Origin of the sequence: Bacillus sp. 7884-1 (assembly GCF_002272245.1) — a bacterium.
In the GTDB taxonomy this organism is placed as follows: Bacteria; Bacillota; Bacilli; order Bacillales; family Cytobacillaceae; genus Neobacillus.
In genome coordinates this window covers 1-17,239 of the sequence record NZ_NPDD01000039.1, presented here as the reverse complement: position 1 = coordinate 17,239, position 17,239 = coordinate 1, and the positions used below count along the sequence as shown (strand labels likewise).

Below are 17,239 nucleotides of genomic sequence, written 5' to 3'. Positions count from 1 at the left end.
TTCTAAAATCAACAGTCTCCTTTAACACAGCCTTATTGTAAAAAATAAGGCGTACATTTCGCTTTTTCATTGTGATTTTAGTATGATAGTTACATTATTAAATACACTAGTTTATAGATTACATACCATGTACAGGGAAAGGAGAAAAGACATATGGAACCGATTAAGAATTATCTTCAGGTTCAAGAAGTGATTAACAGCTTCGCGAATCAGGATGTTTATATTCACCTGGAAACAACGAATGGTGCCTATGCATCCCACCATGATCAAACCTTCTTTTCAGCAGGCGCCTATATTCGAAATGCACTGGTCCGTTATGAACATGGGAAAATCACTGGAACTGACCCTTATCGTGTCGGCTTAAAAATTAACCTTGGCTGGATTTATGCGGAAGGTCTCACTCATTTTGAAGTCGATGAGGAAAACCGCCTGCTGTTAGCAGGCCATGATAACAAAGGGAAACTCGCGGTTGCCCTAGAAATAAGCCCTACACCGTTTGAGTAAGGAAAGGAGGAACCTTTTATGGAAAAAGAACGTCATCTATTAGTCGTCTTTCCACACCCGGACGACGAAGCTTTTGGAGTATCTGGAACCATTGCCACTCATGTACAAAATGGTACTCCTGTCACTTACGCATGTTTAACCTTGGGTGAAATGGGACGTAACATGGGGAATCCCCCTTTTACCAACCGAGAAAATCTCCCGAAAATTAGAAAAGAGGAGCTTAAAGCTGCCGCCGCAGCCTTAGGTATTCAGGATTTACGAATGCTGGGGTACCGTGATAAAACCGTTGAGTTTGAAGACGATGAGGAACTGGCAAATGCGATGCTGGCATTAATTAATGACGTAAATCCATCGCTTGTCATTACTTTTTATCCAGGCTATTCCGTTCACCCCGACCATGACGCTACTGGTGCGGCGGTGGTAAGGGCAATCGAAAAGATTCCTGCTGCACAAAGACCAAAGCTGCACTGCGTTGCTTTTTCAAATAATTGCGTCGAGGAGCTCGGTGAGGCCGACCTTATCAATAACATCACTGCTGTTGCAGATAAAAAACTGGCTGCCATTCAGGCCCATCGTTCCCAAACGGAGCAAATGTTTGGAGACGTAACCGAGAAATTGAAAAATCAAGACCCGCAAATGATGGTCTGGATCAACAACGAACGATTCTGGACATACAAATTTGATAATTAAATTTGCCTTTTTCATAAAGAGCCCTTATTTAGGACAAATCTTTCACGGTCTCATCGAGTTTTGTCCTTCAGTGTGCTCTTAACCAGCAAGAAAACCTTCGTCCATGACGAAGGTTTTTTTAATAGGCTGGATTCATTAAGGTGCACAGCTTACACATATCAAGGATGATAATTTTCCTTGATTTCATATCGATGATTCCTTCTTTTTTCAGCTTGGAAAATACACGGCTAACGCTTTCCCGTGATGTCCCCACTACCGTAGCAAATTCTTGAATCGTCAAGGGAATTTCAATATTCCATCTCGAAGTGGACGTATTAAATTTATTCCCTAACCGCTCTAACGTCTTTACTGTCTTCGCATAAACATCTAACAAGGCAACATCTCTTAAGGTTGAAGTCATCTCTCGGAGAGCATCGCTCATGTATTCGATCATTTGAACCGCAAGATCGGGATATTCATGAAGACCCTTCTCTAATTCCATTTTATCTAAAAAGAAAAGCTGACCATCTTGGAGCATAGTGGCCGTCGCCGGATAGAGCTGTGAGGTTTTTGAGAATAGACAAGCCTCCGCAAACACATCACCCTTTTGCTTCATACAAACAATGATTTCATTACCATTTTCATCCTGCTTTGTTAGCTTTACCGCTCCGGAATGTATAAAAAATACCCCTTTGGCCACTTCATCTTCACAAATAACCTGCACTCCTTTTTTAATGGTTAACGTTTGAATCCGATTGGCGATAAGGTGAATGGATTTTGCCGATAAATCCTTAAAAATGACTATTTTTCGTAAAAAGCCCTCGATTTTCAATTCTCTTACTCTGCCTAATGGCTGTTCCTGTAAAGCATGTATGGGGTTCATTCTGCTCCTCCTTCCTTTTTTTAAAATGCTGTGATACCACTTATGTTAATTCTATTGTAGTGAAAATCGTCTCGTCTCGAAGTGATAATTTTCACAAAACGTTCAATTTCTTAAAACCCTATCATGCCAACCCCCTTCACAAAACGTTCAAAGTTGGATAAAAAACTGTGAGAAACGTCACATTTTAAATCTTGATTTCTTATTAGGATGAAGTTGTTCATTAGACAGAAGGAGGGGGAAGTATGAATAAGGCAATAATCAGCTTTGTCGTTAGCATCGTAATTGGTTTTGGTCTTGGATACTTGGTATTTGGCGTTATTATGGGAGATTCCGATAAAGAGCCTCAAGTCGCTCAAACAGAACAAATAGACGAAGCAAGTGAAACTGAAGGCAACAAGGAAGAAGCAAAAGAGGAAACAGCAACGGTGGATGCCAATAACATCCTTAACAGTAAAGGCTGTCTTGGCTGTCACGCAGTTGATTCTCTTGGATTAGAAGGCGGGGCAACGGGTCCAGACCTTTCAAAAGCCTTCACAGATGTTGAAGGTAAGCATGGTAAATCAATCGATGAATTCTTAAAAGAACCAACTTCCGCGGTTATGTCCAGCGTTATTGGCGGAAGCCCGCTAACAGATGAAGAACGCACGCAAGTGTTAGATATGTTGAAGCAAGCTTCAGAAAAATAATAAGGTGGTGTAATTGATGAAGAAATGGATTCCAATCGCATCAGGTTTACTAGCAGGCTTTGTAGCAGCAACGATTTCCTTTGCTGATTTTTCAAAAAGTACAAACGACCAGGTTGCTTCTAGTAATACCAAAAGCGATGCTGAAAAAGTTTATGTACCATTCGGTGAAAAAGATGATTACTACCTATTCGCATCAGGCGGCCACTCCGGTCAAATGTTTATCTATGGTGTTCCATCTATGCGTCATATTCGGACTGTACCAGTATTCTCACCAGACTCAGCCACCGGATATGGGTTTGACGAACATTCTAAAAAGTTATTAGGCGATTACACATGGGGAGATCTTCATCACCCAGCATTCTCAGAAACAAATGGTGACTATGACGGTAAATATATGTTTGCAACGGATGTCGGAAACAGCCGTGCTGCCGCAATGGATTTAGAAACCTTTACCGTAAAAGACATTATTAATGTTCCAAATACTAGCGGCCCACACTGTGCGGCCTTCGTTACGCAGAATACAGAGTATATGTTCCTTCCAACACGTTTCGCGGTTCCAATCGGCTCTGAATACAAGTCATTAGACGATTACAGCGACCAATACCGTGGTGTAATGTCAGCCGTAACGTTTGATCAAAACAAAGATAAGCTCAATATTGCCTACCAGGTTGCTCTTCCACCATGGTCTTACGATTTATCTGACGCTGGTAAGAAAAGCTCTGCAGATTGGGCAGTCATGACAACTTATAATACAGAAGAAGCAACAACTAATCTTGAAATTAACGCTTCACAGGCTGACCGTGATTTCATTGTTCTTTTTAACTGGAAAGAGCTTGAGAAAATGGTTGCAGACGGACAGTATGATGAAGTTACAGGTCAAAAAATGATTTTCCCTGAAAAGCATAAAGGCGGTATCTACCTTGTTCCTGTTGCGAAATCACCACATGGTGTCGACGTTACGCCTGATGGAAAACACTTTATCGCTTCAGGAAAGCTAGCACCATCGATGACAGTATTCTCTTTTGAGAAAGCATTTGAAGCGATTGAAAAGCAAGATTTTGCTGGCGAACGCAATGGTATTCCAATTATCAACTATGATTCTATTATGGAAAGAGAAGTTAACCCTGAAAATGCACTTGGACCGCTTCACACTCAATTTGATGACAAAGGAATGGCTTATACAACGATGTTCATTTCTTCTGAAATCGTGAAATGGGATCCAAAAACAGGCGAAACGTTAGATCGTGTACCTGTACAATACTCTCCAGGACACTCTGTAGCAGCTGAAGGTGACACGGTTGCACCTGATGGAAAATGGCTGATTGCGTTGAACAAAATTGCCAAAGACAGCTATTTATCCGTAGGACCTTCACATCCAGAGTCCATGCAATTAATCGATATCAGCGGCAAAATGAAGGTCATTCAATCTTCACCAGTTAACCCTGAACCACACTACGCGCAAATTATTAAGGCAGATAAGATTAAAACAATTGAAGTATATCCGAAGGATGAAAACAATAAGCTTGCGACGTATAAGCAGGATCAGGCTAGAATCGAACGTAATGGAAACGAAGTTCATGTCTATGGTATTGCTATGCGTTCGAAGTTTATCTTTGATGCAAAAGCAAAACGTCCTGATGTGATTGAAGTCAATCAAGGAGACAAGGTGTTTATCCACTTAACGAATACTGATTTTGATGAGGATATTACCCACGGATTTGCCATCAACAGCTATAACTTAAACATTGAAGTTCAGCCTGGCCAAACGAATACAATCGAATTTACTGCAGACAAAGCTGGAACGTTCCCGCTTTACTGTACTAACTTCTGTTCAGCACTACACCAAGAAATGACCGGCTACTTCCTTGTAAAGCCTAATAAGTAAAATGGATGGTATGGGTATCAATTGATTCAATTGGTGCCCTTCTCCGTTTAGAAAGGACTTGTTTTACATGAAGGCAAAAAAATTATCACTGGTTTCATCACTGGTGATTACTTTAGCAGCAGTTTTAGTGGTTCTATCCTTATTTTTTCCCTGGTGGCAAATGATTTTCTTTGCACCGCAATATCCAGAAGGATTAAATATTATTGTTTATCCAAATAAGCTTGAAGGCGAAATCGATATTGTTAACGGGTTAAATCACTATATTGGAATGGAAAATTTCAGTGAAGAGAATTTTCCCGAATTAGCGTATCTCTCTTACTTAGTCATTGGTTTGGCAGCACTTACCCTCTTGACGGCCATCCTGCGCAAGAAAGCAGTGCTTTATGGATTAATTGGTTTGTTTATCATAGGCGGCGGACTCGGTGTTTGGGACCTTACCCGTGCACTTCGTAAATTCGGCACCAACTTAAGCCCGACCGCTCCGATAAAAATTGACCCCTTTGTTCCGCCCCTTTTAGGGCATAATACGGTTGCAAACTTTGTCACCGAAAGTGTGCTTGGATACGGTGCGTATTTCCTTATTGCAGCCTTTATTTTATTACTAATTCCGTTATGGAAGGATCGAACAAGATGAAAAAATTACTGCTCTTTCTATTCATTTTCTCTATCACATTTTGCATCAACCCTGAGAAAAATAATGCTGCCGAAAACTTGCAAGCCATGATCGACAGCTTGGAAGAAGGAGCAGTTCTGAAGCTTGAGGATAATACGTATGAAGGCAATATTGTTATCAACAAAGAGTTGACCCTTATTGGAAAGGCAAACACCGTTATCAAGGGTGACGGAACTGGAAATGTTATCTCCATAAAAGCTCCCAATGTGACCCTTAGGAAGCTGACTGTTACCAATAGCGGCATGGACCGCAATTCACCAGAGGAATATGCAGGAATTAAGATTCATACCAACGGAAATGTCGTGGAACATATCAAGATCACCGATTCCTTTCACGGAATCTATTTAAGCCAGGCACACGACAATAAAATCTCCTATGTTGAGATAAAAGGAATGGGCAAAGGGGAAATTGCCGCACAAGGCAATGGAATCCATGTCTATTACGCCAATCATAACCTCTTATCAAATAACACCATTGAAGGCACTCGTGATGGAATGTTCTTCGAGTATGGTAACAACAATGAAAGCTATGAAAATAATATAAGCGATACGCGGTACGGTCTGCATTACATGTATTCAGATGAGAACATTTTTAAGAATAATACCTTTACGATGAATACGGGCGGCGCTGCGGTCATGAATTCCAACCGTCTGCTCCTAGAGGATAACCATTTTATCGTAAACTATGGAAACCAATCGTTCGGATTATTACTTCTTCAAGCGAATGATAATCAGATAAAAAACAATACTTTTTATATGAACCAAAGAGGTATCTACATCGATCAAGCGACAAGAAATACTATTGAAGGAAATAAAATCTCTCAAAACCAAATTGGAATTGAGCTTTGGGCTAGTTCTAACGAACAAGTTTTTACAGGAAATCTAATTACCGAAAACACTATTCCCGCCGTGACAATAGGCGGAACAGGAGAAACCAATTTCTGGAGTCATGAAGGCAAAGGAAATGACTGGGGAAACTCCTTCCCGCTCACTGATTTAAACCAGAACGGCATTGGGGACTTTCCTATAACCTATCGATCATCGTTATATCAATTAATTGAAGACCAAGAATTATCTTATTTATTTTTAAAGAGTCCAGCACTCGCTATCTATGAAAAAATGAATGCTGCATTGGTGGATGAAAAAGTGATGTTTCATGACCCTCATCCGCTAGCAGCTGCAAAAGGAAATAACAATCTCATACTAATCGCTGCGTTAGGCCTCGCCGCAGTGCTGATTTTAATAAAGGCATGTTATCGTAAATATTATTGTTAAAATCCTAAAGCCGATTTTAACGTGGAAGTATCTATTTTAGCGACGTAATTGCGTTTGCTTGCTCTTTTCTCATTAATTATTCACATAATTTAATGAGAATCAATTAATCCATCATAATGATATTTCAAATAGCTATAAAGTTGAGAAAAGAGACTTATTAATAGGGAGACATTTACTATGCATTACATTTGGAAGGAATGGAAGGAAAACATAAGAGGAAAAGGATTATGGCTCGCCTTAAGCATCATTGTTCTCATTTCGGTCAGCATCTTGTTTCGTTCCACTGCCCTTTCATTTGATAAAGGCTACTATGTTCTCTTAATTAATTTGTTTGATACGATTATTTACTTTATCCCGATACTCTGTTTGTTTATTGGCGCCTTTTCCATTTTTCAAGAAAAGGAACAAAAGACGTTAATCATGCTTCTGACAAAAAAGGATTCTTATGCAAGCTTTTTACTGCGTAAAAGTTTAGGGCTTTATGCCGTCGTCCTTCTACCAATCCTGGTCTGGTTTTTTCTCTATTTATTATTACTCAAGTTTAATTTCCAACTGGATATGAAGGCGTATTTCATCTTTATTTTAGCAATTGTGACCTTGTCGCTGGTGTTCCTGCAGATGGGAGCAGCAATCGGCAGCTTCAGCTCTTCCAGAATGCAGATTATCGGCTATACAATCTTTGTTTGGTTTTACTTTTTCTTCTTACACGACTTTATTTTGCTCTCGTTTTTACCTGATGTCACCCATGAAAATGTAAAATTATTTTCGTCACTGTATTTCTTAAATCCACTGCAGTCTGTTCGAATGTTCTTAGAAACCGGGATGGGCGTTTATTCATTCGGTCATATGTCGCGCCTTCTGCAGGCCTTCATGTGGACAAAACCAGCATTCTTCTTGCTTTTTAATCTAGTATTTTGGCTCATTACTTCCATCATCACAGCAATTGTTTTTCACCGGAAGGAGGGATTTGAATGATAACTGTATCCAATTTAAACCAATCCTTCGGGAAAAAATTAATTCTGGAGTCTATCAATATTGAAATTAATAAACATGAAATTTGTGCCCTTGTTGGACGTAATGGTGCTGGAAAGTCCACTTTTATTAACAGTCTTCTTGGGCTCCTTCCAGTCAAACAAGGTTCGATTTCGATCAACGGAATTCAAGTTACTAAAAAAAATCATGACTGGAAAAAAGCGATTGCTTATCTGCCGGAAAAATTTCAACTTTATCCGATGCTGACGGGTCTTGAGAACATTACCTTCTTTGCTGAGGCGGTTGGAAAGACAGTAGACCAAGACCGTATCGAGAGTGTTCTTAAGTCGGTAAGCTTATGGGAGGACCGCACGGTTCAGGTGAAGAAGTATTCAAAAGGCATGCTGCAGCGCCTTGGGTTGGCCATCACCCTCTATCAGGATTCAAGTATTCTGATTCTCGATGAGCCTACAAGCGGGATTGACCCGATGGGACGAAGGGAAATCTTAGAGGTGTTAAAATCGCTTCATGATAAAACCATCCTTCTCTCCTCCCACCATCTTGATGAGATTAAACAGGTTTGTACACATGTCGCTTATTTAAATAATGGTAAAATGGAGAAATACACTGTAGAGGAATTTTTACAAACACATAATCTTGGAGGAATTGAATCATGAAAAAACTGATGAGGCTGACCGCACTGCTGCTTTTAGCTGTACTTGCAGGCTGTAGTGCAGACCCTGAGTATAGCGTTGAAGTGGTAAAACCAATCTATCAACTAGCAGATAAAGAAATGCCTTTTGAAATAAAGGTTACAGAAAAAGATGAGGCAGCAACTGGGCTTAACGTTTTGGCTGAGTTTTCAATGACCAATATGGATCACGGCACAACGGAAGTGAAACTAACAGAAAAAGAAAATGGGATTTATTCTGGTAAAGTCGAACTCCCAATGGCCGGAAAATATGAAATTTTCTTTGTATTAGAAAGAGATGGAAAAAAGGCAGAAAAGGTCATTAATTATGAGGTCAAAGAGTCAGAAGGCGTTGCTTCGATTAACGGAGAATGGATTACCAATGAGGATATAGAGTTTTATAAGTTTATCAACTATCTCCAGCTTGCCATCAACCGTGAAACCGACCAAAAGCGCTACACAGGCGATCAGCTAAAGGAAGCACTATCCTACTGGGAGTCACAAGAAAAACTGGTTGAAGACCAAAATCAATTATTAACACAAATTATCCGCCTCCGCGCAATGGCGATGCTCGCTGAAGAAAAGGGACACACCGCGACCGGTGCGGAAGTTGAAACAGAAATCAATAAGGTCCGCGACCAATACAGTCAGTTTGAAGCCGCGAAGGCCATGATCAACGAATACGGAGAAGATAAATTTTGGGAATTCGAAAAGCAGCAATACCAGCTCATCGTCCTCTCCCAAAAAGTACAAAAAGACATCATCGAAAAAGTAAAAAAAGAAAACCCTGAAATGGCCCAACAAGAAATCAACTTCCAAGCCCAAAAACAATACGAAGAACTGCTAGTATCCCAGGTTAACTCAATGGAAATAGTCATCCTTTAATACGGTGACATCGTTTACGGTGACAGGCACCAAATATACAAAAAAGGGACTTTATGCAGCGCTTTTTTGTATATTTGGTGCCTTTTATTAGTCTTCGGGTGTGTTGATGATTTTTAGGGTTTTGAAGCCGAGGTTGATTTTGTAGTTAAGGTTCCAGTTTGCGCCATGGATTTCTATTTCGTTTTCTTGGAGGGTAAATCTGAGCATGACGTCATTGTCTTCGTCGATGATGGCGTAGGAGTTTTTGTTTGTAAAGATTTGATAGGTTGGATGAGCAATTAGTGTCCACCCATATTGTAATTTATTGCTTTTTGTTGTCATATTCACACCAGCCTTTACCCATTTAGTTCAAATTGGTTAACAATACTCGGTACAATTTGTCATCCTTATCATCCGGATTTCCCCTGCCATCTGTATTGTTGCTGACAAAATAGAGGTATTCACCATCAACAAACACATCACGAATCCTCCCTACTCCCGTAATAACCGGACTTGTAATGTTCTTGCCTAACTCAAATTCTCTGACTGCATTCCCTCTAAGTGTTGCAGCATACAATGTACCATTGTGGGCCGCCAATCCTGAAGGTGCCCAGGTTTCATCACCTGAATGAAACAATGGTGTCTCCATACCGGCTTTACTTTCATTTCCTTCGATTACCGGCCAACCATAATTTGCACCTGGTTTTATCAAATTGATTTCATCATGTGCTGATTGACCATGCTCACTCGAATATAGGATATCACCAATCCACACAAGCCCCTGTGGATTCCGATGTCCATAGCTGTATACATAGGAATTCTCAAATGGATTATCTTCTGGAATACTGCTATCTACATTCATTCTTAGTATCTTCCCATTCAAGGACCTAAGATCCTGTGCTAGCTCAGGAGTAGTGGCATCTCCAGTGGTAATGTACAGCTTTCCATCTGGTCCAATCTTCAGACGACCGCCATGATGGTAGGCGGCACTAGGAATGCGGTCAAGCAGAATCCTTTCTTCCGTCCATTTATTTCCCGTCAACTGCAAGACTACAACACGGTTAAACTGACCTTGTGCATTCTCATACGTATAATAAGCAAACGCCTGTTGGTTTTCAGCAAACCTTGGATCTAGGACAAATCCAAGCAGTCCGGCTTCCGCTGCTTTCGCGAGCGGCTTTTCCAAAGCAGCCTGTTGCCGTTCCATTTTTCCATTATCAATTTTCACGATATTTCCTGTTCGTTCACTCACGTAAAAAACCTGATTTACCTTATTAATAGACCAGGGAACCCGTAACTCTTCAGCCACCACTTCTATCTCTGGCTGCAGGACAATCGCCTCATCCTCTTGCTGGTCTTCCGGCTGCAGATTTTCCTTTTCAAAAAGTGAACAACCTGACATCAACAGTATCATCGATAATAAAATGGAACCCACTTTGACCATCAGTCTCTTCCTTTCCTATAAAACTTCAAGAATTGCCTGGGCTACTCCATGTTCATCATTTGTAGCGGTAATCACATCACAAAGAGTTTTTATTTCATAATCGGCATTCCCCATTGCGACCGCTCTACCGACTCTTTCCAGCATGGAGACGTCATTAAAACTATCACCCATCGCCATTGTTTCTGAAATGTCGATTCCTTTTGATTGAACAAACGTTTCTAGCGCAATTCCTTTTTGAGCATTTCGATGAGTTATTTCCAAATTGTTATGGCCAGAACTGGACACTTCCAACTCTGTTAATTCTTCAAGTGCGGTTGCTGCAGCTTCACGCCTGTCTGAATCAATCGCAAATCCAAAAAGCTTGTAAATTTGGTGTGCTTCATCATTAAATAAAAGATCATAACTTTCAACCTGATGGACCAAACCATTACGAGTGCGGGCTTCTGCTCGTTTAACCACATCTTCAGGTATCACATCAGGATTGGCACTAACGACAATATCAACTATAATGGCCACGGCTTTATTAGGATCTAGCGAGTATGTACCCTGGTTTGTATAGACTTCAAAATAGATATCCTTTTCCATTAGCTTTTCCGCAGCTTTTTTAGCTACGTGCTTTTCAATTGGTGTAGCAGATAAAATTTCTCCTTCTTTTGTGCGGACTTCTGCACCATTTACACCAATGACAGGGCAATGTAAATCTGCTTCATCCAGGATAAATCGAACCTCTTGAAAAGATCTCCCAGTTGCTATTACTACTTCAATTCCCTGATCTTGAGCTTTTAGAATCGCTTCTTTATTTTCCTGACTAACTTGTTGATACGAATTTAATAAGGTACCATCCATATCTGACGCAATACACTTAATCATGCAGTTCACCTATTTCTATTTTTTGTTACTGCCATCTTATCAGATATCCGCTTCCAGTTTCACCATTTTGCTCATGAAAGATACTTGCTGCCTTCTCTTATACTTAACGGAGCAAGCTGGTTTCCTTCTATAAATGCCTTAACAGACTCAGGGTTTGTTTTGGAGTATTCCCTCAATGCCCAGCCGATGGCTTTTTGAATGAAGAATTCTTTGCTATCGGCATTTTTAACCATGTATTCATAGAGAAGTGCTTCATTCGTTTCATTTTTATATTTTAATTGAAAAAGAATCGAGGCTCTCCGCAGCCAAAAGTTATCATGTTTCGACCAATGATTAATGTTCTCTTCGACAAGTTCAGGATATTTCCGAGCAAGCTCTCCAACTAGAGGAGCAATAGAATCCACACTATCCCACCAGGATTTAGTTGTAATTAATGTTTCGAAGAAGGGAATCACATCTATTGGGAGTTTCTTTATGAATTTCCCCATATATGTAATGGCTGTATATTGATATTCTCTTTCGTCCTTTTCCCAAAGCCCAACCACGAAATCCTTGTTAAATTCCTCTTTCAGTATTCCTGTCTCTTTAAAAAATTGTTTTTCAAGCTCTTTTCGGAGCGGTGACTTAATTCCTAAGAACGGGAAATGATCTTTCATATATTTTTTCATAGGTCCAGCATTATCATCATTTCGATGCTCTTCAAACAAAGCAGTTAGTTGTTCTATTTTATTTTTCAAAATTCCCACTCCTAAAAAATCACTATAGTGCTATTTTAGCTCTTTTAATAATTCTATAAACCCGCACTATTCCCTCTATTAAAATGCATAATGACTGCCCTAAATGCCAAACTAAACTGTACCGAAGGATGAAAGGAGAGGATTTTATGACGAAAAAGGTTAATAAAGGCAGTAATAACCAAAATTCGCCTCAGGCAGGTCATGCAGAGGCTGAATTTGCTAGTGAATTTGTCAGCGGAGATAACAGCAAGGGCAATAAGCGAAATAAAAGTCAGCAAAGCAAAACAAACCCGCATGAATAGAAAAGCGGAAGGCGCCTGCTTATGATCCCGAGCCGATGGCGCCTGGAGCTAGACAGTTATCTAAGTTCAAGGTTTCAAACTTATTTTGTAAAAGAGAGTCGGCATTCCACTTAGGAAGGCCGACTCTCTTTGGCTATTGAGGGGTGGAAATGGCAGCAGGAGAAGTACGTATGTCTTTATTTTCTTCATTATTGAACTGATTTTGTAAATCTAGGTTGGCTCTTTCTGCTTCTGATTGTGCCTCAACGGGGGCATGAACCTTTCCATCTTCCAATTGTCTATTGATTTCAATATTCGCTTCTACAGTATCATTTGCTGAATTTGGGTCATTTTTCACGGTAAACATCTCCATCTATCATTTGTTATAGAACATACCGTTATCTTTCCCAGCCAGCACATAAGTATCACAAAAAAACTGTCCCTATTCGAGACAGTTGATATATTGCTCCTTTTCCTACTGAGTGCTGTAAATATTGTTTAATTCTAACTCTCTGATTTCCTCGGCAATCCTGGTCTGAATATCTTCGACCACAGAGAAATCCATCGCCGGAACATAAATGGCTTCCAGCTTATCATGAAGTTCTTTTGCTCTCGCTAAATAAGAGATAGCTTCCTTCATTTTACTTTTATAGCTTGCCGCAATTGGTTTAATTTGATCTTCATAGATTTCATCTGTTCCCGGATTAATCAGAAGCTCATACATATCAATGATTTCATCGCCGGCACGGCTTGGAAAGTATTCGTGTGGAGCCGTACTGTCAAAAATGGCAATGCCAAGCTCTCTAAAAATAACCATATCCAAACTATTTGGATCAAATCCGCAGTGAAAAACCTCTATATCAATCCCTCTTGCTTCTGCAGCTGCTGCTAACTTCTTTAACATGGTCGACTTTCCAGAACCAGGACGTCCTTTAATAAAATAACGCTTTTCAATATCCTCCGTTAAATTCGGAACAAAATCGACGGCTCCCTTTGGTGTCGCTGCTCCTAGGAATCGATGGCGGATATCGGATTGCTTATTTATTCTCAGCTTGCCAAAAAAGGTCTGAATTAATTTATTGGTCAGCTGGTCTGCTTTTTCAAAATCCATGTTTTCAATATAAATTTTCTCCCAATCATCATGAACATCTAATGCCTGCTTAAAGGTGGAGTAGGCTAAATGAAAGGAAGCACTAATTTGTTTTGTTAAGCGCTCAATGTTCTTTTTCTCGGCAGCAAGTGCTTTTGCGTCCCATGCCTCACCCAAATTAATATACTGTTCTACTGCACCTGGGGCCTTGGGTTCGATGACATGTGGAGCTGTTCCATCAACGATTCCTACCTTTAAGGCACGAATGATAACACCATCTATGGAACTATTATCTGACGAGCAATGTAAGTATTCGATATCATATCCTTTTTCGACCCATTCATTGCCTATTTTTTTCATCAGCGAAGATTTTCCCGTCCCAGGACCACCTTTAAGAATATAAATCCGTTCCAGTCCTTGGAGATTTGAATCATATAGGCTATGGAATCCTTTTGCTGTATTCCCGCCTGCAAAATAATTTTTTATCTTACCTGCCACACTGAACACTCTCCTTTACGTGACATAGCGAAGTTTCATTTTCTCCATATCCTATGCCATGCACGTTTTATAGGTGAATGCCTATTAAATTATTTTCTAACATCAGGTGTTTCAGCCCTTGTCAGATTTACTAACATTTTTGGATCAATCACAATTTGAACACCGATTTTTCCAGCGCTGACTACTATATTTTCAAGTTCTAAGCAGCTCTCATCTATAAATGTCTTATATTCCTTTTTCATCCCAATCGGTGAACAGCCGCCGCGGATATAGCCCGTCCATTTCAGAATGTCCTTAACAGGAATCATCTCAACATTTTTTTCCCCGGCTGCCTTTGCGGCTTTTTTTAAATCTAATTCTGCTTCAACTGGTATTACAAATACGCAGATACTTTTGCTTGCTCCTTGTGCGACAAGCGTTTTATAGACTTCACGAGGATCTCTGCCTATCTTCACGGCAACAGAGACTCCATCAATTTTTCCATCTTGGTTTTCATATGTAAGCACTTCATAAGTTATCTTTTTGCTATCGAGAATCCGAATAGCATTCGTTTTGACCTTTGCCATTTTCCCCTCATCCTTCAACCATTTTCCATTATTATAACAATTTTCTCCAGCAAAGATAAAAGACAAGGTAAGGAATGCTAGGCTTCCTTACCGAGTGCTTTTTATGAACATCTAAATGATCGAATTCTCCTTAGGTCCGTTCCATAATATACCCAGCGGAAGTTCCTCCAACGATATCCGGCAACTGAATCTCTTCCAACATATGTTGGATAGAACCAGAAACTGCTGCCACTATTCAGCCAAATATAGGTAAAGCGGTAAAGGCACCCTCTGATAGCTCCAGGGTCAACAGCGTATAAAGAGGGTGATTCTTGTGGCGTGTAGGATGGCGGCGGTGAGGAAGGCGGTCCATCTTGTTGTTGTCCTCCTCCAAATGGCGGGAAGCCTTGCTGTCCACCACCAAATCCAGGGGGCTGGAATCCAGGCTGTTGTCCGCCTCCAAATCCAGGGGGCTGGAATCCAGGCTGTTGTCCGCCTCCAAACCGTGAAGGGATATAAGGCATTTCATAACCATAATAATACAAGGGCATATTCCTCCTTTAATATGTTTTCCCTCTACTATATGTTCTCTGCCTAACTTGGTGAGTTGTCAGCATAGTCTATACAGCCAACCATACACCGAATCTCCACATTGTTGTCACCCATTTGTCACTCTATAAATCCATCATTATAGTAAAATAAAGGTAGGTAGAAAATACTTAGGTTGTGAATGGGGAAACCATTTATCAGGTTTATCACTTTGTCACAGTTAATTCATTGAAATCATGTGAAATATTTCACAATAAATATTATATATTATTAAACTGAAAAAAGGTGGCTTATATGAAGTATGATTTAGTCCTTTTACACGCACCAAGTGTTTATGACTTTCGAAAAAATTCCCTGCTTGCAGGTCCCATTAGCGATGTTGTACCATCATCACCAGTGTTTGAAATGTATCCAATTGGGTTAACAAGTATTGCTGACTATCTAGAACGATTTGGACTTCGCGTTAAAATCATCAATATTGCAAACCGGATGCTGATGAGTGGGAAATTCGATGTAGAAAAGAAGCTAAGAAAAATCAAAACACGTGCCTTCGGAATTGACCTGCACTGGCTGCCGCATGCACACGGCAGTATCGAATTAGCTAAAATTGTTAAGAGACTGCACCCAGATACACCCATGATTTTCGGAGGTTTATCGGCTACCTATTATCATAAGGAGCTAATTGACTATCCATTTATTGATTTCGTCATGCGTGGTGATTCAACAGAAAAGCTTATGCTTTTATTGATGAATAAATTAGAACTCGGAAATACTCACTATGCTGACATTCCGAACTTAACCTGGAAAAAAGGCAGCGAAATTGGCTATAATCCTATTACCTACGTACCAAAGGATTTAGATGATCTAGACGTACCAGGCTACCGCTATACAGTCCGCTCCGTATTTAAATATCGTAACTTCCTAGATCCTCTGCCATATAAAGGCTGGCTTGAATATCCTAACACCGCGCTACTAACAGCAAGAGGCTGTTCGCAGAACTGTCTCATCTGCGGCGGTTCAAAGGATGCCTATGATCAAAACTGTGGAAGAAGTTCTCTTGCCTTACGTTCACCAGAAAAGCTAATGGAAGACATTCAGTTTATTTCTCGCTTCAGCCGTGCACCAATCTTTATCCTTCATGACCTACGGCAAGGCGGCCGGGAATATGTTAAAGGGTTCTTCAGCCGTCTAAAGAAGCTTAATCTTAAAAATGAAATTGTCTTTGAATTATTCCAATATGCGGGCGAAGAATTTTTTCAATTGATGAATGACAGCTGTTCTAAATACAGTATTGAGATTACCCTGGAAACACACGATGAAAAAATCAGACGTTATAATGGAAAATTCAACTGTACCAATCCAAAGGTGATCGAAACGCTTAACTTTGCCTTAAAGCATGGTGCTAAAAAGATAGACTTGTTCTTTATGACAGGTATTCCTAGTCAAACGTACCAAAGCGCAATTGAAAATATTGATTTTTGTGAGAAAATCCATCTTTCTTGTAATCAAGACCCTAGACTATTTTATTTTGTTGCACCGCTTGCACCGTTCCTTGACCCTGCAAGCCCAGCATTTGAAAATCCAGAGCTACATGGCTTTAAGAAATTCTGTCATACGCTTGAGGATCACCGAAAGGCGATTACCCAGCCATCCTGGAAGCATATGCTCAGCTATGAGACGACACAAATGACACGTGATGATATCGTAAAATCCACCTATGATTCTGCTCAAAAGTTAAATGAATTCAAATTAAAATACGGTCTAATTGATCAAGCTGGCTACGATGAAATTAAAGGTAAAATTGAAAAATCACAAGCCTATATTGAAAAAATTGATTATGTTCTTTCACTGCCAGAAGAAGAGCAGAAGGCGGAATTGGCATTAATTCAGAAAGAGATTGAAGAGTTAAATAAATATAGTATTTGCGGTAAGAACGAGCTGAAATGGGAGGTACAATAGAATTACGCAAACTTCTTCTCCCTTGCATTAGTTGGTTTAGAGCAGCTCTATGAAGAGTATGCAACAAAAATCAAACATTCCTTTCAACCAAAGCTTCGTCATCAATTTAAACTAGAAACCGAACAGCAAAAAGCAAAAATGTAAGAGAGTTTTTTTCTGTTATCC

General features: G+C 40.0%; 20 protein-coding genes. 11 read left to right on the top strand and 9 right to left on the bottom strand.

Annotated elements, in window-relative coordinates:
* The first annotated feature begins 153 nt into the window (after positions 1-153).
* Together CHI06_RS05750 and bshB2 are read left to right on the top strand one after the other, a co-directional pair.
* Positions 154-504, top strand: coding sequence for a YojF family protein (locus CHI06_RS05750; RefSeq protein WP_095247468.1), 351 nt, complete (start codon positions 154-156; stop codon positions 502-504).
* 18 nt (positions 505-522) lie between these two features.
* Complete coding sequence (gene bshB2, locus CHI06_RS05745; RefSeq protein ID WP_095247467.1) at positions 523-1,194, top strand: bacillithiol biosynthesis deacetylase BshB2; 672 nt, start codon at positions 523-525, stop codon at positions 1,192-1,194.
* 118 nt (positions 1,195-1,312) lie between these two features.
* Here the strand turns inward: bshB2 and CHI06_RS05740 are convergent, their stop codons facing one another.
* A complete protein-coding gene (locus tag CHI06_RS05740; protein WP_095247466.1) occupies positions 1,313-2,056 on the bottom strand; it encodes a Crp/Fnr family transcriptional regulator in 744 nt (247 codons plus the stop codon).
* A 242-nt stretch (positions 2,057-2,298) separates the two neighbouring features.
* Here CHI06_RS05740 and CHI06_RS05735 point away from each other — a divergent pair, with 242 nt between their 5' ends.
* The 7 genes from CHI06_RS05735 to CHI06_RS05705 all read left to right on the top strand — a co-directional run bounded on the left by CHI06_RS05735 (position 2,299) and on the right by CHI06_RS05705 (position 9,122).
* Entirely contained in the window at positions 2,299-2,742 is a 444-nt protein-coding gene (locus CHI06_RS05735; protein ID WP_095247465.1) for a cytochrome C, read from the top strand.
* A 16-nt stretch (positions 2,743-2,758) separates the two neighbouring features.
* A complete protein-coding gene (gene nosZ / locus CHI06_RS05730; RefSeq protein WP_095247464.1) occupies positions 2,759-4,627 on the top strand; it encodes a Sec-dependent nitrous-oxide reductase in 1,869 nt (622 codons plus the stop codon).
* A 67-nt stretch (positions 4,628-4,694) separates the two neighbouring features.
* Positions 4,695-5,261: a hypothetical protein gene (locus tag CHI06_RS05725; RefSeq protein ID WP_095247463.1), complete on the top strand. Its 567-nt coding sequence runs from the start codon at positions 4,695-4,697 to the stop codon at positions 5,259-5,261.
* Positions 5,258-6,574, top strand: coding sequence for a nitrous oxide reductase family maturation protein NosD (nosD, locus tag CHI06_RS05720; protein ID WP_095247462.1), 1,317 nt, complete (start codon positions 5,258-5,260; stop codon positions 6,572-6,574). The genes CHI06_RS05725 and nosD overlap by 4 nt, the downstream gene beginning before the upstream one ends.
* Positions 6,575-6,751: 177 nt before the next feature.
* Positions 6,752-7,549, top strand: coding sequence for an ABC transporter permease (locus tag CHI06_RS05715; protein WP_095247461.1), 798 nt, complete (start codon positions 6,752-6,754; stop codon positions 7,547-7,549).
* Complete coding sequence (locus CHI06_RS05710) at positions 7,546-8,223, top strand: ABC transporter ATP-binding protein (RefSeq protein WP_095247460.1); 678 nt, start codon at positions 7,546-7,548, stop codon at positions 8,221-8,223. Before CHI06_RS05715 ends, CHI06_RS05710 begins: the two co-directional genes overlap by 4 nt.
* The gene (locus tag CHI06_RS05705) at positions 8,220-9,122 is read left to right on the top strand and encodes a FixH family protein (protein WP_095247459.1); all 903 of its coding nucleotides are present in this window, start codon (positions 8,220-8,222) and stop codon (positions 9,120-9,122) included. Before CHI06_RS05710 ends, CHI06_RS05705 begins: the two co-directional genes overlap by 4 nt.
* A gap of 87 nt (positions 9,123-9,209) precedes the next feature.
* Here CHI06_RS05705 and CHI06_RS05700 read toward each other — a convergent pair whose 3' ends face one another.
* From CHI06_RS05700 to CHI06_RS05685, 4 genes are all read right to left on the bottom strand, one after another.
* On the bottom strand, positions 9,210-9,443 hold the full coding sequence (locus CHI06_RS05700; RefSeq protein WP_095247458.1) for a hypothetical protein: 234 nt from the start codon (positions 9,441-9,443) through the stop codon (positions 9,210-9,212).
* A 22-nt stretch (positions 9,444-9,465) separates the two neighbouring features.
* Positions 9,466-10,545 carry a PQQ-dependent sugar dehydrogenase gene (locus tag CHI06_RS05695; RefSeq protein ID WP_095247457.1) on the bottom strand — a complete coding sequence of 360 codons (1,080 nt, stop codon included), beginning with the start codon at positions 10,543-10,545 and terminating at the stop codon, positions 9,466-9,468.
* A gap of 15 nt (positions 10,546-10,560) precedes the next feature.
* Positions 10,561-11,415: a Cof-type HAD-IIB family hydrolase gene (locus tag CHI06_RS05690; protein ID WP_095247456.1), complete on the bottom strand. Its 855-nt coding sequence runs from the start codon at positions 11,413-11,415 to the stop codon at positions 10,561-10,563.
* Between the two features lie 71 nt (positions 11,416-11,486).
* Positions 11,487-12,155, bottom strand: a complete 669-nt coding sequence (locus tag CHI06_RS05685; RefSeq protein WP_095247470.1) for a DNA alkylation repair protein — start codon at positions 12,153-12,155, stop codon at positions 11,487-11,489.
* Positions 12,156-12,298: 143 nt separating this feature from the next.
* Here CHI06_RS05685 and CHI06_RS29655 point away from each other — a divergent pair, with 143 nt between their 5' ends.
* Positions 12,299-12,454 (top strand): hypothetical protein, encoded by a 156-nt coding sequence (locus tag CHI06_RS29655; protein WP_179292537.1) that lies wholly within the window; start codon positions 12,299-12,301, stop codon positions 12,452-12,454.
* A 133-nt stretch (positions 12,455-12,587) separates the two neighbouring features.
* Here CHI06_RS29655 and CHI06_RS05680 read toward each other — a convergent pair whose 3' ends face one another.
* From CHI06_RS05680 to CHI06_RS05665, 4 genes are all read right to left on the bottom strand, one after another.
* Entirely contained in the window at positions 12,588-12,791 is a 204-nt protein-coding gene (locus tag CHI06_RS05680) for a hypothetical protein (RefSeq protein ID WP_095247455.1), read from the bottom strand.
* Between the two features lie 117 nt (positions 12,792-12,908).
* A complete protein-coding gene (locus tag CHI06_RS05675) occupies positions 12,909-14,021 on the bottom strand; it encodes a PRK06851 family protein (RefSeq protein WP_095247454.1) in 1,113 nt (370 codons plus the stop codon).
* 89 nt (positions 14,022-14,110) lie between these two features.
* Positions 14,111-14,587, bottom strand: coding sequence for a Cys-tRNA(Pro) deacylase (ybaK, locus tag CHI06_RS05670; protein WP_095247469.1), 477 nt, complete (start codon positions 14,585-14,587; stop codon positions 14,111-14,113).
* A 101-nt stretch (positions 14,588-14,688) separates the two neighbouring features.
* On the bottom strand, positions 14,689-15,117 hold the full coding sequence (locus tag CHI06_RS05665; protein ID WP_373558137.1) for a hypothetical protein: 429 nt from the start codon (positions 15,115-15,117) through the stop codon (positions 14,689-14,691).
* Between the two features lie 292 nt (positions 15,118-15,409).
* Between CHI06_RS05665 and CHI06_RS05660 the strand changes: the two genes are divergently transcribed.
* Positions 15,410-17,074: a TIGR04190 family B12-binding domain/radical SAM domain protein gene (locus CHI06_RS05660; protein WP_257009170.1), complete on the top strand. Its 1,665-nt coding sequence runs from the start codon at positions 15,410-15,412 to the stop codon at positions 17,072-17,074.
* Positions 17,075-17,239 lie beyond the last annotated feature (165 nt).

Bases quoted from the DNA above. Each gene is read 5' to 3' on its own strand.
- CHI06_RS05750 (WP_095247468.1), top strand. From the start codon at position 154: ATGGAACCGATTAAGAATTATCTTCAGGTTCAAGAAGTGATTAACAGC.
- bshB2 (WP_095247467.1), top strand. From the start codon at position 523: ATGGAAAAAGAACGTCATCTATTAGTCGTCTTTCCACACCCGGACGAC.
- CHI06_RS05740 (WP_095247466.1), bottom strand. From the start codon at position 2,056: ATGAACCCCATACATGCTTTACAGGAACAGCCATTAGGCAGAGTAAGA.
- CHI06_RS05735 (WP_095247465.1), top strand. From the start codon at position 2,299: ATGAATAAGGCAATAATCAGCTTTGTCGTTAGCATCGTAATTGGTTTT.
- nosZ (WP_095247464.1), top strand. From the start codon at position 2,759: ATGAAGAAATGGATTCCAATCGCATCAGGTTTACTAGCAGGCTTTGTA.
- CHI06_RS05725 (WP_095247463.1), top strand. From the start codon at position 4,695: ATGAAGGCAAAAAAATTATCACTGGTTTCATCACTGGTGATTACTTTA.
- nosD (WP_095247462.1), top strand. From the start codon at position 5,258: ATGAAAAAATTACTGCTCTTTCTATTCATTTTCTCTATCACATTTTGC.
- CHI06_RS05715 (WP_095247461.1), top strand. From the start codon at position 6,752: ATGCATTACATTTGGAAGGAATGGAAGGAAAACATAAGAGGAAAAGGA.
- CHI06_RS05710 (WP_095247460.1), top strand. From the start codon at position 7,546: ATGATAACTGTATCCAATTTAAACCAATCCTTCGGGAAAAAATTAATT.
- CHI06_RS05705 (WP_095247459.1), top strand. From the start codon at position 8,220: ATGAAAAAACTGATGAGGCTGACCGCACTGCTGCTTTTAGCTGTACTT.
- CHI06_RS05700 (WP_095247458.1), bottom strand. From the start codon at position 9,443: ATGACAACAAAAAGCAATAAATTACAATATGGGTGGACACTAATTGCT.
- CHI06_RS05695 (WP_095247457.1), bottom strand. From the start codon at position 10,545: ATGGTCAAAGTGGGTTCCATTTTATTATCGATGATACTGTTGATGTCA.
- CHI06_RS05690 (WP_095247456.1), bottom strand. From the start codon at position 11,415: ATGATTAAGTGTATTGCGTCAGATATGGATGGTACCTTATTAAATTCG.
- CHI06_RS29655 (WP_179292537.1), top strand. From the start codon at position 12,299: ATGACGAAAAAGGTTAATAAAGGCAGTAATAACCAAAATTCGCCTCAG.
- ybaK (WP_095247469.1), bottom strand. From the start codon at position 14,587: ATGGCAAAGGTCAAAACGAATGCTATTCGGATTCTCGATAGCAAAAAG.
- CHI06_RS05665 (WP_373558137.1), bottom strand. From the start codon at position 15,117: ATGCCCTTGTATTATTATGGTTATGAAATGCCTTATATCCCTTCACGG.
- CHI06_RS05660 (WP_257009170.1), top strand. From the start codon at position 15,410: ATGAAGTATGATTTAGTCCTTTTACACGCACCAAGTGTTTATGACTTT.